Annotated in this window: 12 protein-coding genes and 3 pseudogenes; 10 read left to right on the plus strand and 5 right to left on the minus strand. The window is 71.5% G+C overall.

Annotation, left to right across the window (positions count from 1 at the left end; genetic code table 11):
• Positions 1 to 103 precede the first annotated feature (103 nt).
• Complete coding sequence (locus ACK8N7_RS16725; RefSeq protein ID WP_403218016.1) at positions 104 to 688, plus strand: isochorismatase family protein; 585 nt, start codon at positions 104 to 106, stop codon at positions 686 to 688.
• Positions 689 to 712: 24 nt separating this feature from the next.
• Here the strand turns inward: ACK8N7_RS16725 and ACK8N7_RS16730 are convergent, their stop codons facing one another.
• From ACK8N7_RS16730 to ACK8N7_RS16750, 5 genes and pseudogenes are all read right to left on the minus strand, one after another.
• Positions 713 to 1,222 carry a hypothetical protein gene (locus ACK8N7_RS16730; RefSeq protein WP_403218051.1) on the minus strand — a complete coding sequence of 170 codons (510 nt, stop codon included), beginning with the start codon at positions 1,220 to 1,222 and terminating at the stop codon, positions 713 to 715.
• A 64-nt stretch (positions 1,223 to 1,286) separates the two neighbouring features.
• Positions 1,287 to 1,731: pseudogene (locus ACK8N7_RS16735) on the minus strand (nuclear transport factor 2 family protein); the annotation flags it as partial.
• Positions 1,732 to 1,817: 86 nt separating this feature from the next.
• Complete coding sequence (locus ACK8N7_RS16740; RefSeq protein WP_500443005.1) at positions 1,818 to 2,474, minus strand: hypothetical protein; 657 nt, start codon at positions 2,472 to 2,474, stop codon at positions 1,818 to 1,820.
• A gap of 166 nt (positions 2,475 to 2,640) precedes the next feature.
• Positions 2,641 to 4,092 carry an amidase gene (locus ACK8N7_RS16745; protein ID WP_500443007.1) on the minus strand — a complete coding sequence of 484 codons (1,452 nt, stop codon included), beginning with the start codon at positions 4,090 to 4,092 and terminating at the stop codon, positions 2,641 to 2,643.
• A 238-nt stretch (positions 4,093 to 4,330) separates the two neighbouring features.
• On the minus strand, positions 4,331 to 6,154 hold the full coding sequence (locus ACK8N7_RS16750; protein WP_403218019.1) for a bifunctional metallophosphatase/5'-nucleotidase: 1,824 nt from the start codon (positions 6,152 to 6,154) through the stop codon (positions 4,331 to 4,333).
• A 413-nt stretch (positions 6,155 to 6,567) separates the two neighbouring features.
• On the opposite strand from ACK8N7_RS16750, the gene mshD reads away from it, so the two are divergent.
• The 9 genes and pseudogenes from mshD to pstS all read left to right on the plus strand — a co-directional run bounded on the left by mshD (position 6,568) and on the right by pstS (position 16,058).
• Positions 6,568 to 7,491, plus strand: a complete 924-nt coding sequence (mshD, locus tag ACK8N7_RS16755) for a mycothiol synthase (protein WP_403218020.1) — start codon at positions 6,568 to 6,570, stop codon at positions 7,489 to 7,491.
• Between the two features lie 498 nt (positions 7,492 to 7,989).
• Positions 7,990 to 8,313, plus strand: a complete 324-nt coding sequence (locus ACK8N7_RS16760; RefSeq protein ID WP_411119376.1) for a MerR family transcriptional regulator — start codon at positions 7,990 to 7,992, stop codon at positions 8,311 to 8,313.
• A gap of 92 nt (positions 8,314 to 8,405) precedes the next feature.
• Positions 8,406 to 8,819: a GntR family transcriptional regulator gene (locus tag ACK8N7_RS16765; protein ID WP_500443009.1), complete on the plus strand. Its 414-nt coding sequence runs from the start codon at positions 8,406 to 8,408 to the stop codon at positions 8,817 to 8,819.
• A pseudogene (locus ACK8N7_RS16770) lies at positions 8,819 to 9,778 on the plus strand (ATP-binding cassette domain-containing protein). The gene ACK8N7_RS16765 and the pseudogene ACK8N7_RS16770 overlap by 1 nt, the downstream one beginning before the upstream one ends.
• Before the next feature lie 147 nt (positions 9,779 to 9,925).
• Positions 9,926 to 10,513 (plus strand): annotated as a pseudogene (locus tag ACK8N7_RS16775) (ABC-2 membrane transporter-related protein); the annotation flags it as partial.
• A 330-nt stretch (positions 10,514 to 10,843) separates the two neighbouring features.
• A complete protein-coding gene (locus tag ACK8N7_RS16780; protein ID WP_403218023.1) occupies positions 10,844 to 13,096 on the plus strand; it encodes an RNA degradosome polyphosphate kinase in 2,253 nt (750 codons plus the stop codon).
• Positions 13,083 to 14,228: a CHAD domain-containing protein gene (locus ACK8N7_RS16785; RefSeq protein WP_403218024.1), complete on the plus strand. Its 1,146-nt coding sequence runs from the start codon at positions 13,083 to 13,085 to the stop codon at positions 14,226 to 14,228. Before ACK8N7_RS16780 ends, ACK8N7_RS16785 begins: the two co-directional genes overlap by 14 nt.
• A 59-nt stretch (positions 14,229 to 14,287) precedes the next feature.
• Positions 14,288 to 14,701: an NUDIX hydrolase gene (locus ACK8N7_RS16790; protein ID WP_403218025.1), complete on the plus strand. Its 414-nt coding sequence runs from the start codon at positions 14,288 to 14,290 to the stop codon at positions 14,699 to 14,701.
• 217 nt (positions 14,702 to 14,918) lie between these two features.
• Positions 14,919 to 16,058, plus strand: a complete 1,140-nt coding sequence (pstS, locus tag ACK8N7_RS16795) for a phosphate ABC transporter substrate-binding protein PstS (protein WP_403218026.1) — start codon at positions 14,919 to 14,921, stop codon at positions 16,056 to 16,058.
• Positions 16,059 to 16,202: the final 144 nt, after the last annotated feature.

Genomic DNA, 16,202 nt, shown 5'->3' on the forward strand with positions numbered 1-16,202 from the left:
ATGCGGGCGAGGCCATAGCGTCGAATGCACGGCTCACAGGGACGGGAACCCCCTCCCGAGACTCCTGCGCCTCCTCCACGCGACTCGAATCGGCGGTACACCCATGTCCCGAACCACCCTGCGCGAGCTCAACGGCTTCGACGCGACCCCGGCCACCCTGTCCGGCTCGACGCTGGTCCTGATCGACTTCCAGAACACCTACACGCGGGGCGTGATGGAGCTCGACGGCTGGCAGGCCTCACTCGAAGCCGCCGCCGAGCTGCTGGCCCGGGCCCGCGAGGCGGGGACCCAGGTCGTCCACGTCATCAACGACGGCGGCGAGGGAACTCCGTACGACATCCGGGCCGAGATCGGCCGGATCCACCCGGCCGTCGCACCGGTCGACGGCGAGCCGGTCGTCGTCAAGCAGGCGCCGAACGCCTTCCACGGCACCGACCTGGGCGCATACGTCCCCGAGGGCCAGGACGTCATCGTCGTCGGCTGGATGACGCACATGTGCGTGACGTTCACCGCGCAGGGCGCGTTCCTGCGCGGCAACCGCCCCACCGTCGCCGCGGACGCCTGCGCGACCCGGTCGCTGCCGCTCCTGGGCACCGACCTCGACGCCCGCCAGGTGCACGACAGCGCCCTGGCCACGATCGGGGACCTGTACGGGGTCGTCGTCGCCTCCCAGAAGTCGCTGAAGTGACGCCCGGCTCTGTTCGGAGGAGCGTCAGTGGTTCGGGGAGGGCTGCGGCCGGAGATCCGGTCCGGGGCCCGTGACGGCGGAACCCGCAACGTCAGGGCCCGGCTCCGCAGGCCCAGGCCACGTACCGTCCAAGGCCCCCGCCCCACCCGTACCCGCCCGGCCACCCGCCACCCGCCACCCGCCACCCGCCACCCGCAGCGTCACGGCGGCGGCCGCCCCCGCCACCAGGCCGAACGTCAGCGCGGCCGGGACACCGCCGCCGATGCCTGCGGACAGCTGCACCAGCCCCCAGCGCATGCCGGAATCGCTCACGGTCAGGGCCATCCGCACCAACTGGCCCACCAGCAGCCCGAGTACGGTCGCGCAGACCGCGGCGAGCATCAGCGCGTCGGCCGCGCGGTACAGGAACCAGTCGCCGACCGGCGTACCGGCCGGGCCCGCCCAGGGGCCCAGCAGCGGCCACTGGCGAAGAAGATCGCCCGGCCCGGCGAACAGGCCAGTGCCCGTGAAGGCCGTCTGGAGGGTGGCGGCCACGGGCTGGCACGAGAGGACGACCAGCAGCCCGCCGGCCAGTGCCGGTATCGCCGCGCGCCGGTACGGTGGGCCCGCCGAAGGCCAGGAAGAGGGCGCGCCGACTGATCAGCCACAGGCCGCCGACCTTGCGGAACGTGTCCTCGTAGTGGCCCACCTGAGTCGGGGGCCTCGGCGACAGCATCCCCGCCGGAGTGGCCGTCGACGCGGTACGTCGTGAAGTACGTGGTCGCCGTCGCCGTCGACCCGGAGGTGAGGGTCACCAGGATGTTCGTACAGATGCGGCGCGAGAGCCGGTCGGCGGACCGCGCGCCGAAGTAGGCGCGCAGCCCGTCCCGCCCCTCGATCCTGCGGTCGCCCTCGGCCCACTCCCAGACCCCGTCGGCCGTGAACAGCGCGGCCACCCGGCCGGGTTCACCGAGGTCCAGCTCGTGGACGAACTCCACGATCAGGCGCTCACAGGCGCGTTCGGCGGTCAGACGGTCCAGGGGATCGAGCGATGCGTCGGCCATCGCCCCTTCCTACCCGGCCAACACCGCCTGCTGCGGCGGGTTTTCGGCGGCGGCCGCGCTCCGGGCGGCCGCCGCTCCACGGGTGTTCAGCGTGCGGGCGGCGGGGGCGGCAGTTCGGCGTGCCTGACCGTGTACCCGCCCTTGGTCACCGGGGCGTACGGGGCGGGAGCCATGCAGGTCCCGACCGGGGCGTCCTCGGGCGGGCTGTCGTCGGCCGTCGGCAGCAGATTCACGCCGTTCCAGGAGAAGCCCACACGGTCCTTGGAACGGCCCTTGTCCTTGCCCCCGTCGTAGACGCTGAATCCGAGCCGCTTCCCAAGGGTGGGAGGACCGCCGGGGCTCACCTCGGTGATGACCGCCGTCAGGGTCGCGGTGCGCACCCCGGTGACCAGGCAGTCCACCCGTCCCTCGGCCGTGTACGTGATGTCCTTCTCGGCCGAGTAGTGGGAGACCGTGACCGACCCGCGCGCGTCGGTCGGCAGACCGGTGGGAATCCCGGGCAGCGGACGGGTGTACGGGGCCGCATGGGCGTCGAAGGTGAAGGACCGCACGTCGTCGTCCTGGTGGTAGGTCAGGACGAACTCGGCCTTCCCGGTGACGCTCGCACCGGCCGGCCGCGCCTCCTCCCGATGGCCGGAAGCAGAAGCAGAAGCGGAAGCGGCGACGGGGGCGCTCGACAGTGTGAGGCCTGCGGCAAGTGCAGCAAGTGCGGAGAGAGTTCGGCGTCCGGTCCGGAGCGACATGGTGTTTTCCTTCTCTCCTGAGGGGCTGGTGCTCGGTGAAATTCATCCTGTTCGTTCGCACCGCCCACGCCATCAGCTCCCGGGCTGGACACAAGGAGTTCGCTCCCGCCGCGCGGTGGAGGAGCCGTCAGCCTCAGGACTCACGAACGGCTTCGACCCAGGGCCCCTACTGCGGTGCCCGGAACCCGCCGATCCTCTGCTCAAGCAGTTCGGCCAGCCGCAACGGAGTCCGGTCCTCGAACATCAGGCCGACGATCTGCACCCCCACCGGCAGACCTTCCGGGGACCGGCCCGCAGGTACGGCGGTGGCGGGCAGACCGGGCATGGTGGGCAGACCGGCCCAGACGAGCTGGTCGAAGTACGGGTGCTCGACGCCGTCGATGGCGATCAGCCGCTCCAGCGGATCGGGGTGGTGGTCGTGCGGGAACGCGGGAGTGGGCGTGATGGGACACACCACGGCGTCGAACTCGGTGAACAGCCGCCGCCAGCCGTGGCGGTGGAGCTCGCGACGGTTGTTCGCCTCGATCCAGTCGCGGTGACTGAGCACCATGCCGCGCAGCCGTGCCGCTTCGAGACTCAGGTCGTCCGCGCGCAACTCGGCAACTTCGGAACGGAGTTGCTCGTACGCGTCGGTGGGGAATCGCGCGACGGATCCCGAGACCAGCAACTGCATGTAGAGCACGCCCGCTTCGGCCAGATCGGGCAGCAGGGGACTGCACCGCTCGACCCGGGCACCGCCGTCGACCAGCGCGTCGGCCGCCCGTTCCACGCCCGCCAGCACGGCGGACCCGGTCGGAATGAGCGGATGCTCGTCGAGGACCAGGACCCGGAAGTCGCGGAGCCGCTCGTGGCGCGCGGGCGGCAGCGTCAGGCCGTACGCCGTACCGAACGTCAGCGGGTCCGGTCCGGCCATGACGTCGAGCAGGAGCGTGAGGTCGCGGGCCGTGCGCGCCATCGGACCGACGACGGCGAGGTCGTGCTCGGCGGGAAGTGCCAGGGCGTCCGGCGGGACCATTCCGCGGCTCGCCACCAGCCCGAGCGTCGGCTTGTGGGCGTAGACGCCACAGAAATGTGCGGGGGTGCGCAGCGAACCGGCGAGGTCGGAGCCGATGGACAGCGCGCCGAATCCGGACGCGAGGGCCGCCGCCGATCCGCCGGAGGATCCGCCCGGAGTACGACGGTGATCCCACGGGTTGTTGGTGGTGCCGTAGATGTCGTTGAAGGTCTGCACGTCCTGCAGCCCCAGGGGCACATTGGTCTTGCCGAGCACGACCGCGCCCGCCGCCCTGAGCCGCGACACCTGCACGGCGTCCTCGGCCGGCTGGTGGTCGCGATACGGCGGCATGCCCCAGGTCGTGGGCAGCCCGGCGATGTTGTAGGACTCCTTGACCGTCACGGGGATGCCGAGCAACGGCCGGTCCTCACCGCGGGCACGCGCCCGGTCGGCACCGCGCGCGGCGGCCCGTGCACGGTCGAAGTCCGGCACGCATATCGCATTGATGGCCTTGTCGTCCCGCTCGATGCGGGTGATCGCCTCGTCGGTCAGTTCCACCGAGGTCACTTCACCGGCACGCAGGGCGGCGGCGAGGTTCTCGGCCGTCTCAAAATTCCAGTCCATGATTCCGACGGTAGGGACACCTGATCGAGGTCATGAAATCCCTCGCCGCACAACGAGGTTGACGCACCCGAGCAGCGAACTCCGCAACCGGCTCAATCTCCCCTGAGAGGCGCGCCCCTACCTGATGGCGAGGTAGCCGTGGGAAGCGTTCCGCACGTCCCCGTCCGGCCGAATCTCCAGGAGCCTAAAGGAAAGGGGCGGCAGGCCCACAGGCCCACCGCCCCTCACCCTCATGGGGTTACTGGATGACCGTGATCCGGTCCGTCGCCGGCGGGGCCAGCGGGGCCGCGGCCGTGGAGTGGGCCGCCAGGTAGGCGTTGAACAGGTCCAGGTCGGACGCGCCGACCAGCTTGTTCGTGCCCTGGCCGAGGGCCGCGAAGCCGTCGCCGCCGCCCGCGAGGAACTCGTTCATCGCGACGCGGTACGTCTTGGCCGGGTCGATCGCCGCACCGTTGAGCTTGATGGTGCCGGTGACCACGCGGGCCGCGCCGGTCTTCGTCAGGTCGAGGGTGTAGGTGAGGCCCCTGGAGACCTGGAGGATCTTCGGGCTGGCCGCGTTGGAGCCGCTGACCTGCTGCTGGAGCGCGGTGACCAGCTGGGCGCCGGTCAGGTCGACGACGTTCATCATGTTGGTGAACGGCTGGACGGTGAACGCCTCGCCGTACGTGACGACCCCGTCGCCCTCACTGCCGGACGCCTTGTGGACCAGGTCCGCGCGGATACCGCCCGGGTTCATGAACGCGACTTCCGCGCCGCCCTTGTCGGCCGGGGCGAGGCCTTCGAGCTGGGCGTCGGCGATGACGTTGCCGAGCGGCTTCTCGGGGGCCGTGGAGCCGCGGCCGTTGATGTCGGTGCTGATCCAGCCCTGCGGCCGGTTGGCGATCGGAGCGGCCAGCTTGTTCCAGCGCTCGATCAGGCGGGTCATGTCCGTGGCCTTGGGCTGGTCCCGGGTCACGACGTGGTTGGCGGACTTCACCGACGTACGGACGATGTCGTTGGTACGGCGGTCGTAGGTGAGCGTGGTGTCCGTGTACAGCTTGCCGAACGACGAGGCCGAGGTGACCATGCGCGGCTTGCCCGCCGGGTCCGGGACGGTACACACGTACGCCTGGTGGGTGTGGCCCGTGACCAGGGCGTCCACCTTCGGCGTGATGCCCTTGGCGATGTCGACGATCGGGCCGGAGATGCCGTCGCCCGCGCCGGGGCTGTCGCAGTCGTAGTTGTACGAGGTGGAGGCCGGGGCCCCGCCCTCGTGGATCAGCGCGACGATGGACTTGACGCCCTTGCGGTCGAGCTCCTTGGCGTACTTGTTGATCGTCTTGACCTCGTCGTGGAACTTGAGGCCCTTGACCCCGTTCGCGGTGACGATGTCCGGGGTGCCCTCCAGGGTCACGCCGATGAAGCCGATCTTGACGCCGTTCTTCTTCCAGACCGTGTACGGCTTGAGCAGCGGCTTGCCGGTCTTCTCCTTGGTGACGTTGGCCGCCAGGTAGGGGAAGTCCGCGCCCTTGAACTTCTTGCCCTTCTCGTAACAGCCCTCGACCGGGTGACAGCCGCCGTTCTGGAGGCGGGCCAGCTCGGTCGCGCCCTCGTCGAACTCGTGGTTGCCGACCGCCGAGACGTCCAGGTCGAGGCCGTTGAGCGCCTCGATCGTCGGCTCGTCGTGGAAGAGGCCCGACAGCAGCGGGCTCGCGCCGACCATGTCCCCGCCGGCCGCCGTGACGGAGTACGGGTTGCCCTTGCGCGCGGTGCGCAGCGAGGTCGCCAGGTACTCGACGCCACCGGCGGGGATCGCCTTCACCGTGCCGTCGGGCTGCGTCTCGGAGACGTTGCCCGCAGAGCCGGCCGGGGGCTCCAGGTTGCCGTGCAGGTCGTTGAAGGACAGCAACTGCACGTCTACGGTACGGGGATTGTGGCCGTGCCCGTTGCCATGACCGTGCCCGTTGCCCCGGTCATGGGCACCGGCCGGCATCGCGGCGACGAGGGCGCCCACGGTGGCCAGACCGGCGGCGGCGGCGAGCATCCGCCGGGCCGAACGGTTCTTCTGCGGAGTCGCTGACATCGGTCCCCTTGTGGTGTCAGTGGTGTCAGTAGTGACACAGGTCGGTGTCACACCTCGGTGTCACACGTCTGGAATCCTGCGTGCCGCAGCCTAGAGTCAACGCGCGTAGCGCAACAGGTGTTCGGGGTTACGGACTGGTTGCCATCCGGCCAAATGGCGTGTCAGAAACGGTTCGGAAGGGGCTTCTGTCACCCGTTTGAAGCACATATCGGGGCAGAAACGGCAGGGCGCCGTGGGGGACCGGAAGTGGCCCGGACCTGGCCCGGCTGCATTGCGCAACGCGCTGTCGCGTCATTGCCCCGGGTCCAGATCGCGCTCCTCCTGGGCGAGCTCGCAGGACACCCCCCACTCCCCGCCCCGCAGCCACCCCAGCTCACCCCCTCCCCGCACTCCCTCGCCGTACGCTCGTCCCCATGACGACTGACGCACCCCTCCCCTCCCCCGGACGCGAGATTCAGGCCCTCGACGCGCTCGACCCCGCCCAGGCCGACGCCGTTCTCGAACTCCTCGGCGAGGCGGCCCGGTTCGACGGCAGGCAGGCGGTCTCCGAGCAGGGGAGGCTCCGGATCCGGGGCGGACACCGCGTCGGTGTACGCCACTTCCTGCTCACCAGCGACGGGACCCTCGCCGGTTACGCGCAGTTGGAGGACACCGACCCGGTCGAGGCCCCGGCCGCCGAGCTCGTCGTCCCCCCCGAGCGGCGCGGCACCGGCCACGGGCGGGCGCTGGGCGCCGCGCTCCTCGCCGCGACCGGCAAGCGGCTGCGGGTCTGGGCGCACGGCGGCAGCTCGGCGGCCCGGCACCTGGCCCAGGTCCTCGGCCTCTCCCTCTTCCGCGAGCTGCGCCAGCTCCGGCGGAGCCTGATCCCGCTCGACCTCGCGGAGCCCGTCCTGCCCGAGGGCGTCACCGTACGGACCTTCGAGCCGGGCCGTGACGACGCCGCCTGGCTCGCCGTGAACCGCGCCGCCTTCGCTCACCACCCCGAGCAGGGGTCGCTGACCCAGCAGGATCTGGACGACCGCAAGGCGGAGCCCTGGTTCGACCCGAAGGGGTTCTTCCTGGCCGAGCGGGACGGCGAACTCATCGGCTTCCACTGGACGAAGGTCCACGCCGAGGAGCAGCTGGGCGAGGTGTACGTCGTCGGCGTGCTGCCCGACGCCCAGGGCGGCGGCCTCGGCAAGGCGCTGACCTCGATCGGCCTGCACCACCTGGCCGCCGAGGGGCTGCCCACCGTCATGCTCTACGTCGACGCGGACAACACGCCGGCGGTGACGGTGTACGAGCGGATGGGCTTCACCACCCACGAGGTGGACCTGATGTACCGGACCGAGTCCTGAACCGCATGTACCGCACCGAGTCCTGAACCTCGCATCTTCACCCGGGAGAAAATCTATCGTGGCGGGAGTAGACATCTCCCGTACCACGGGTCTAGTGTTTTTCTCGTAGCCGGACAGCGAAGAGGGCACGGCAGTGGAGTGGTGGAGCCGGAAACGGTGGGTTCCTCCGCTGGCTGCCGGGCCGGGCGGCCCCCGGGGTCGCGCAGCCGTACTCCTCCTGTCCGTCCAGCTAACCGAACCGAACGAGGTAAGGAGCAGACGCCATCAGGATCGCCCGGGCGAGGCACACACCGCCCGGGTACCGCAGGCCCCAGATCGGAAGGTGGTCCCCGGTCACGCATCCGCGATCCCCGCTCTCCCGCCCTCACCGGCGGACCGGCGGAAAAAGAACGCCGACGTAAGTCAGTCGGCAGATGGTGTTGAAGCTCGGGGCCCGAGTGCCGTACGGCACTCGGGCCCCCCGACGTGTCTCCGTGTGTCCCCGAAAGAGAAGGTGTTATGCCCCCTAGCAGTACCCGCCCCACCGACAACCTGGACGACGACGACTATCCCGCCTACACCATGGGCCGGGCCGCCGAGATGCTCTCCACCTCGCCCGCCTTCCTCCGCGCACTCGGCGAGAACCGCCTGATCACTCCGCTGCGCTCCGAAGGCGGCCACCGCCGCTACTCCCGCTACCAGCTGCGCATCGCCTCCCGCGCCCGCGAACTCGTGGACCAGGGCACCAAGATCGAGGATGCCTGCCGCATCGTCATCCTCCAGGACCAGCTCGAAGAGGCCCAGCGCATCAACGAGGAGCTGCGCTCCGCACGGACGCGGTAGCCCTCCCCCGCACGTACAGGGGCGGCGTCGCTTGACGCCGCCCCTCCCTTAGGCCACCCTTTCACTACTCAATTAGTGAAAGGGTGGTGGTCATGGCAGAGTCGGCAGCGGTCGAGTTCCGCATCGACCGGCGCAGCGGCGTCGCCACCTACCTCCAGATCGTCCAGCAGACGAAGCAGGCCCTGCGCCTGGGCGTTCTGCAGCCGGGTGACCGGCTGCCCACGGCCCGCGAGGTCGTCGAGGCCACCGCCATCAACCCGAACACCGTCCTCAAGGCGTACCGGGAGCTGGAGCGCGAGGGCCTCGTCGAGGCGCGGCGCGGGCTCGGCACCTTCGTCCGCAAAACGCTCGGCACCGCGGCCGGGGCCTCCGCCACCGACTCGCCACTGCGCACCGAACTCGCCGACTGGGCCCGCCGGGCACGGTCGGCCGGGCTGGAGAAGGACGACGTCAGCGCGCTCTTCACCGCCGTACTGGACAGCACGTACAAGGGGGACCAGGACTGATGACAGGTGCTGCGATGGAGGCCCGGGGCCTCACGATGACCTACGGGCGAAGAGGGGGCGCGCACACGGCCCTGGACGGCTGCTCCTTCCGCCTCCCCGCCGGACGGGTCTGTGCCCTGGTCGGGCCCAGCGGGGCGGGCAAGTCGGCCCTGTTGAAACTGGCGGCGGGACTCGCCCGGCCGAGCGCCGGGTCCCTCACCGTCCTCGGCTCCGCCGACCTCTCCGCCGTACACGGCCGCATCGCCTACGTGCCCCAGGACAGGCCCCTGTACCCGCAGCTCACCGTGGCCGACACGCTGTGGTCCGGGGGCGAGCTCAACCCGGGGCGCTGGGACGCCGGGACCGCCGACCGGATCGCCGGGAAGCTGCCGCGCAAGGCCCGCGTCCGTACGCTCTCCGGCGGGCAGCGGACCCGGCTCGCCCTGGCCCTCGCGCTGGGCAAGCGGCCCGAACTGATGCTGCTGGACGAGCCGATGGCCGACCTCGACCCTCCCCCAAGGCCTTAAGGGCCAGGGGGACCCCCTTCCCGGCACGAGCTGATGGGCGTGCTGATGGCGGAGACCGCCGAGCACGGCACCACCATCGTGATGTCCTCGCACATCCTCACCGAGCTGGAGGGCGCCTGCGACTTCCTCCTGCTCGTCGACGGCGGCCGCGTCCGGCTCGGCGGCGAGGCCGAGGACATCGTCTCCGCCCACGCCCTGGTCACCGGCCAGGCCGGCCGGGACCTCGCCCCGCACACCGTCGTCGAATCCCGTACGACGGGACGTCAGCTCACCGCCCTCGTACGGAAGGAGGGCCCCGTGGACGAGTCCCTCCGGGCCACCACGGAACCCTCCCTGGAGGAGCTCCTCCTCGCCCACCTCCGCTCCCCGGACGCCCCGCCGCTGCTGACGCCGAGCGCGTCGGCCGGGACCGCCGGAGCCCACGAGACGCGTGCGGCGGTGGCGTCCGCATGAGTACGAGCACCCCGACGACGAAGGTCCGGACGCTGCGGGGTCCCTCCCGGGTCCTGTTGCGCCTGCATCGACGGATCCTGTGGGCCGCCGGTGCAGGCGCCGTCACCGCGATCGCGTGCATGATCGCCGTGGCGATCCTGGCGGACCGCGCGGCTCGCCATCTTGGCCGTACCTGTGGTCGGCGTGATCGTGGTGCTGTCCGCCGTCCTCGCCTGGTCCCGAAGCCGGCTCGCAGACCCGTTCCCGGCCCTCCGGGAGGACGCGTCGACCTTCGGGGCCACGGGAACGGTCCCGGTCGCCAGTGCGCTGCTGGCGCTCGCGCTGGGCTCCCTCGCCGGTCTGCTGCTGCGCCGCACGGTTCCCGCGCCGGCGGTGGCCCTGCTCGCCTCCGGGCTGGTGACGGTCGTGCTCGGCCAGGTGCGTGATCACTTGTGGCCGGTGGTGAAGGCGGCCTACCCCCTGAAGGGCGACTCCCCCCTCCCCAAGTGGGCCTACGCCGTCGAGGAGGGCTTCTTGACGACCGGCGGCGACCGGCTGCCCGCCGACATCTGCACGAACCCCTCCCTCGAATTCGAGGACTGCCTGGCCGGGCATGACGTGACGCTCAACTACCTCGACTACCACCCCGCCTCCCACTTCTGGCCCCTCCAGCTCGTCGAGACCGGCATCCTGCTGGCCCTCGCCGCGCTCGCCGTGTTCGCCGCCTTCCGGGTCCTGCGCCGCCTGCACGGCTGAGCCCGGCCGCACATACCTCGCCGTCCGGGCCCTACGAGGGGTGGGCCCGGGCGGCGATCACACACCGGAGGACAGTCACACACAGTCACCGTGCGACCGACCCGCAGGCACACCGCTTCCTGTACGTCATGTCGCCGTTACCGGCCATTCAGACGCCCTTGCGACCCTCACGGGATGCAGCCAGCTCTGCCAGCCCCCCGCCGCAACGGGAGCGCCCGGGGTAACGCCTCCGCCGCCTCCCCCGGCCGTGACCCCGGGTTTCCCGGGCCTTCCGCGATCTTTCCCGGCTCCGACGCGCCTACCGGGGCCCCCACGCGGAACAATGGGTCCATGAGCCAGCAGCCCAGCTCCGAGGTCCCGGTCCAGCCCGCCCAGCCGTCCGTCGGCTCGCTCGCCGCGCACCGGCCGCACGCCGTCGCCCATTCCTCCTCCGGCAACGTCGGCTTCTCCACCGCCGCCGACCTGGACCCCGACCTCGACGCCGACGCCGACGCGTACGAGCCCGACCGGGACGGCGACGAGCTGCCCCAGGGCCGTTTCCTGGACCGCGAGCGCTCCTGGCTCGCCTTCAACGAACGGGTGCTGGAGCTGGCCGAGGACCCGGCGACGCCGATCCTGGAGCGGGCCAACTTCCTCGCGATCTTCGCCTCGAACCTGGACGAGTTCTTCATGGTCCGGGTGGCCGGCCTCAAGCGCCGCATCGCCACCGGCGTCGCCACCCGCTCCGCCTCCGGCCTCCAGCCCCGCGAGGTGCTGGACCTGATCTGGACCCGTTCGCGCGAGCTCATGGCCCGGCATGCCGCCTGCTTCCAGCAGGACATCGCCCCGGCCCTCTCCGACGAGTCCATCCAGCTGATCCGGTGGCCGGATCTGACCGAGAAGGAGCAGGCCCGCCTGTTCACCTTCTTCCGGCAGCGCGTCTTCCCGGTCCTGACCCCGCTGGCCGTCGACCCCGCGCACCCCTTCCCGTACATCTCCGGGCTCTCCCTCAACCTCGCCGTCGTCGTCCGCAACCCGGTCAGCGGCCACCGGCACTTCGCCCGGGTCAAGGTCCCGCCGCTGCTGACCCGCTTCCTGGAGGCGTCCCCGCAGCGGTACGTGCCCATCGAGGACGTCATCGCGGCCCACCTGGAGGAGCTGTTCCCGGGGATGGAGGTGCTGGCGCACCACATGTTCCGGGTCACCAGGAACGAGGACCTGGAGGTCGAGGAGGACGACACGGAGAACCTCCTCCAAGCGCTGGAGAAGGAGCTCATGCGGCGCCGCTTCGGCCCGCCGGTCCGCCTGGAGGTCGAGGAGTCCATCGACCCGTACGTCCTCGACCTGCTGGTCCGCGAGCTCAAGGTGTCCGACGCGGAGGTCTACCCGCTGCCCGGCCCCCTGGACCTCACCGGCCTCTTCGCGATCGCCTCGCTGGACCGGCCGGAGCTGAAGTTCCCCAAGTTCATCGCGGGCACCCACCGGGACCTGGCCGAGGTGGAGTCAGCCTCCGCGCCCGACATCTTCGCCGCCCTGCGCGAGCGGGACGTCCTGCTCCACCACCCGTACGACTCGTTCTCCACCTCCGTCCAGGCCTTCCTGGAGCAGGCGGCGGGCGACCCGGACGTGCTGGCCATCAAGCAGACGCTGTACCGCACCTCCGGCGACTCCCCGATAGTGGACGCCCTCATCGACGCCGCCGAGTCCGGCAAGCAGGTCCTCGTCCTGGTCGAGATCAAGGCCCGCTTCGACGAGCAGGCCAACATCAAGTGGGCCCGCAAGCTGGAGGAGGCGGGCTGCCATGTCGTGTACGGGCTCGTCGGGCTGAAGACCCACTGCAAGCTCTCGCTCGTCGTCCGCGAGGAGGGCGACACCCTGCGCCGCTACTCCCACGTCGGCACCGGCAACTACCACCCCAAGACCGCCAGGCTGTACGAGGACCTCGGCCTGCTCACGGCGGACCCGCAGGTCGGCGCGGACCTCTCCGACCTGTTCAACCGGCTCTCCGGCTACTCCCGCCGCGAGACCTACCGCCGCCTCCTCGTCGCCCCGAAGTCGCTGCGGGACGGGCTGATCGCCCGGATCAACAAGGAGATCGCCCACCACCGTGCCGGGCGCCCCGCCTACGTACGCATCAAGGTCAACTCGATGGTCGACGAAGCGATCATCGACGCCTGCTACCGGGCGGCCCAGGCCGGCGTGCCCGTCGACATCTGGGTGCGCGGGATCTGCGCGATCCGCCCCGGGGTCGCCGGGCTGTCGGAGAACATCCGGGTCCGCTCCATACTGGGCCGCTTCCTCGAACACTCCCGGGTCTTCTCCTTCGGCAACGGCGGCGAACCCGAGGTGTGGTTCGGCAGCGCCGACATGATGCACCGCAACCTCGACCGCCGGATCGAAGCCCTCGTCCGGGTCACCGACCCCGCCCACCGCGCCGCACTCAGCCGACTCCTGGAGACCGGTATGGCCGACACCACCGCTTCCTGGCACCTGGGCCCCGACGGCAACTGGACCCGGCACGCCACGGACGCGGAGGGGCAGCCGCTGCGGCACGTCCAGGAGATGCTCATCGATGCCCGGAGGCGCAGGCGTGCGACGCCCTGACCACCAGACGACGACCCGGCCCGCCGCAGAGGGGACCCCGGCTTCGGACGGGGTCCCTGAAAGCGGGGGCACGCCCCCGGACGGTTCCGGGGGCCTCCCCGGCAGGGGCGCGGGCACCGGCGCAGGCGCGGCCACCCCGCCCCGCCCCACCGACGGCGTGACCGCCGAGGCCGTCCTCGCGCCCTACCTCCGGGGTCAGGCCGCGGACTTCCTGCGCAGCCTGCGCCTGCACCGCGAGCACAGCGCACCCTCGGACGCGGGCGGCCAGGGCGCCGAGGCCGCGTCCCGCGCGCTGCGCCGCTCGGCCCGGCGCATCAGCGGCTCCCTCCACACCTTCCGGAGCACGCTCGACCCGGTTTGGGCCGACCACCTCCGTACGGAACTGGCCTGGCTCTCCGGCACCCTCGCCCGCGAACACGCGTACGCCGACCGGCTCACCCGCCTCCTCGACGCCCTGCACCAGCTCTCGGGCGCCTCCCTCCCCGCAGCCCGAGGCGCCGGACCCACCGGAAAAGCCCCCAGTGCCTCATCCGACGCCCAGGGCCGGGCCGTGCTGGGCGTCGGGGCCGCGCGGGCCGGGGCGCTGCTGGAGCGCCAGCTCACCCTCGCCCGGACCCGGGCCCACTCCGCCGCGCTCCAGGCCCTCGGCTCCTCCCGCTTCCACGCGGTCGCCGACGCCGTGGCGCTGCTCGCCTCCGAGGTCCCCCTGGCCGCCGGCACGACTTGCGGGGGCACCGAGGCGCTCCTGGAGCCCGCCGAACGCGCCGAGCAGCGGCTGATCGGGGCGGTGGCGGCCCTCCCGCCCGACGAGTCGGCGGAGCCGTACAACGAGGCGCAGGACGCGCCGTGGCACCAGGCCCGCCTGCTGCTGCGGCTGCACCGGTACGCCCACGAGGTCGTCCTCGGCACCGCCGACCCGGTCCTCACCGGCGCCGGACACGCCCTGGACCTGCACCGGGACGCGGCGGAGGCGGCCGGGGCGGCGGCAGCGGCGGCCCGCACCCCACGGATCGCGCCGGCCACGGCGTACGCCCTGGGAGTCCTCCACGCGGACCAGCGCCACGAGGTGGAGGCCGCGCGGGCGGTGTTCCGGGAGACCTGGCCGTACGCGGCGGCCATGACGGCCCCGTGAGCGGGGCCGGGGAGCACCACCAGGACAGCGCCACGCGCCGTGGAGCCGGGGAGCACCGCGTGCCGGGCAGCACCGTCCTGGCCGCCGGGTGCGTCCTGTGGCGCCGCGCCCCGGAGGGCGGCGGGGTGGAAGTGTGCCTGGTACATCGACCTCGCTATGACGACTGGAGCTTCCCAAAAGGCAAGCTCAAGCGCCACGAAGAGCCGCTCGCCGCCGCCGTACGGGAGGTCCTGGAGGAGACCGGCCACCACTGCACCCCGGGTGCCCGGCTCCCGACCGCCCGGTATCTCGTCGACGGCCGCCCCAAGGAGGTCGCCTACTGGGCCGCCGAGGCGACCGGCGGCACCTTCGAGGCCAACGACGAGGTGGACCGCCTCCTGTGGCTCGCCCCAGGGGCGGCCCGCATACGCCTCACCCAGCCGCGCGACCGCGAGCAGCTCACGGCCCTGCTCGACACGCTTCCCGGGGTCTGAGCCGATCAGGGCTCGGTCAGGGGCCGGCCAGGGGCGGCACACACCCGCCTGCCCGACACGGTTCACCTGCCGTTCACCCTCTCCCGTAGGCGGCTTCACCTGTTCTGCCTAATTTCGGACGTACACGGTGCGCGGCGCCAAGCCACAGCACCCTCCTCATCGCACGCCGTCGTAGAACGAACAGACCACGGCGGCTCCTGGAAGGAAACACCCGAAAGTGAAGCTTCAGCGCAAGAACCGGCTTCGTGCCACCGCGCTCGGTGCCCTCGCCGTCTCCGGCGCCCTGGTCCTCACGGCGTGCGGTTCGGACGACAACAGCGGCGACGCGACCACCGGCGGCACCGGTGAGAAGACCGCCGCCGCGTCGAGCATCGACTGCGGCAAGGCCAAGGGCCAGCTCCGCGCCTCCGGCTCCAGCGCGCAGAAGAACGCCATGGACCTCTGGGTCAAGAACTACATGGCCGCCTGCACCGGTGTGGAGGTCAACTACAACTCCTCCTCCTCCGGTGAGGGCATCGTCGCCTTCAACCAGGGCACCGTGGGCTTCGCCGGCTCCGACTCGGCGCTGAAGCCGGAAGAGGTCGCCGAGTCCAAGAAGGTCTGCAAGACCGGCCAGGGCATCAACCTCCCGATGGTCGGCGGCCCGATCGCCATCGGCTTCACCCTGGAGGGTGTCGACAAGCTCACGCTGGACGCCCCGACGCTCGCCAAGATCTTCGACACGAAGATCAAGAAGTGGAACGACCCGGCGATCGCCAAGCTCAACGAGGGCGTCAAGCTGCCGGACAAGGCCATCCAGGCCTTCCACCGCTCCGAGGACTCCGGCACCACGCAGAACCTCGGCAAGTACCTCAGCGCCGCCGCTCCGAGCGACTGGAAGTACGAGGCCGAGAAGAAGTGGCCGGCCCCCGGTGGCCAGGCCGCGTCCGGCTCCTCCGGCGTCGCCTCCCAGGTGAAGCAGGTCGACGGCGCGATCGGTTACTTCGAGCTCTCCTACGCCAAGTCCCAGAGCATCCCCACGGTCGCCATCAACACCGGCGGCTCCGCCCCGGCCGAGGCCACCTCGGAGAACGCCTCCAAGGCGATCGCCGCCGCCAAGGTCAAGGGCACCGGCAAGGACCTGGCTCTGGACCTCGACTACACCACCAAGGCCGACGGCGCCTACCCGCTGGTCCTGGTCACCTACGAGGTCGTCTGCGACAGCGGCAACAAGCCCGAGACGCTCGACACGGTCAAGTCCTTCCTCTCCTACGCCGCCTCCGACGACGGCCAGAAGATCCTGACGGACGCGGGCTACGCCCCGATCCCGGCCGAGATCAACGCGAAGGTCCGCGAGACCGTCAACGGTCTCTCGTAACACCCCGCCGCGCGGGGCATCCCCCCGCGCGGCACGCGACACCGGCAGGCCGGCCCGGCGCACCCCTCCGGACCGGCCCGCCGCCCCGACCATCCGGTGCACCGCCGCCAGGGGAGCCTCGGCTCCCCCACACAGACCGGAAAG

The sequence above is a fragment of the Streptomyces griseobrunneus genome (assembly GCF_046713465.1).
Lineage (GTDB): Bacteria > Actinomycetota > Actinomycetes > Streptomycetales > Streptomycetaceae > Streptomyces > Streptomyces microflavus.

Bases quoted from the DNA above. Each gene is read 5' to 3' on its own strand.
- ACK8N7_RS16725 (WP_403218016.1), top strand. From the start codon at position 104: ATGTCCCGAACCACCCTGCGCGAGCTCAACGGCTTCGACGCGACCCCG.
- ACK8N7_RS16740 (WP_500443005.1), bottom strand. From the start codon at position 2,474: ATGTCGCTCCGGACCGGACGCCGAACTCTCTCCGCACTTGCTGCACTT.
- ACK8N7_RS16745 (WP_500443007.1), bottom strand. From the start codon at position 4,092: ATGGACTGGAATTTTGAGACGGCCGAGAACCTCGCCGCCGCCCTGCGT.
- ACK8N7_RS16750 (WP_403218019.1), bottom strand. From the start codon at position 6,154: ATGTCAGCGACTCCGCAGAAGAACCGTTCGGCCCGGCGGATGCTCGCC.
- mshD (WP_403218020.1), top strand. From the start codon at position 6,568: ATGACGACTGACGCACCCCTCCCCTCCCCCGGACGCGAGATTCAGGCC.
- ACK8N7_RS16760 (WP_411119376.1), top strand. From the start codon at position 7,990: ATGCCCCCTAGCAGTACCCGCCCCACCGACAACCTGGACGACGACGAC.
- ACK8N7_RS16765 (WP_500443009.1), top strand. From the start codon at position 8,406: ATGGCAGAGTCGGCAGCGGTCGAGTTCCGCATCGACCGGCGCAGCGGC.
- ACK8N7_RS16780 (WP_403218023.1), top strand. From the start codon at position 10,844: ATGAGCCAGCAGCCCAGCTCCGAGGTCCCGGTCCAGCCCGCCCAGCCG.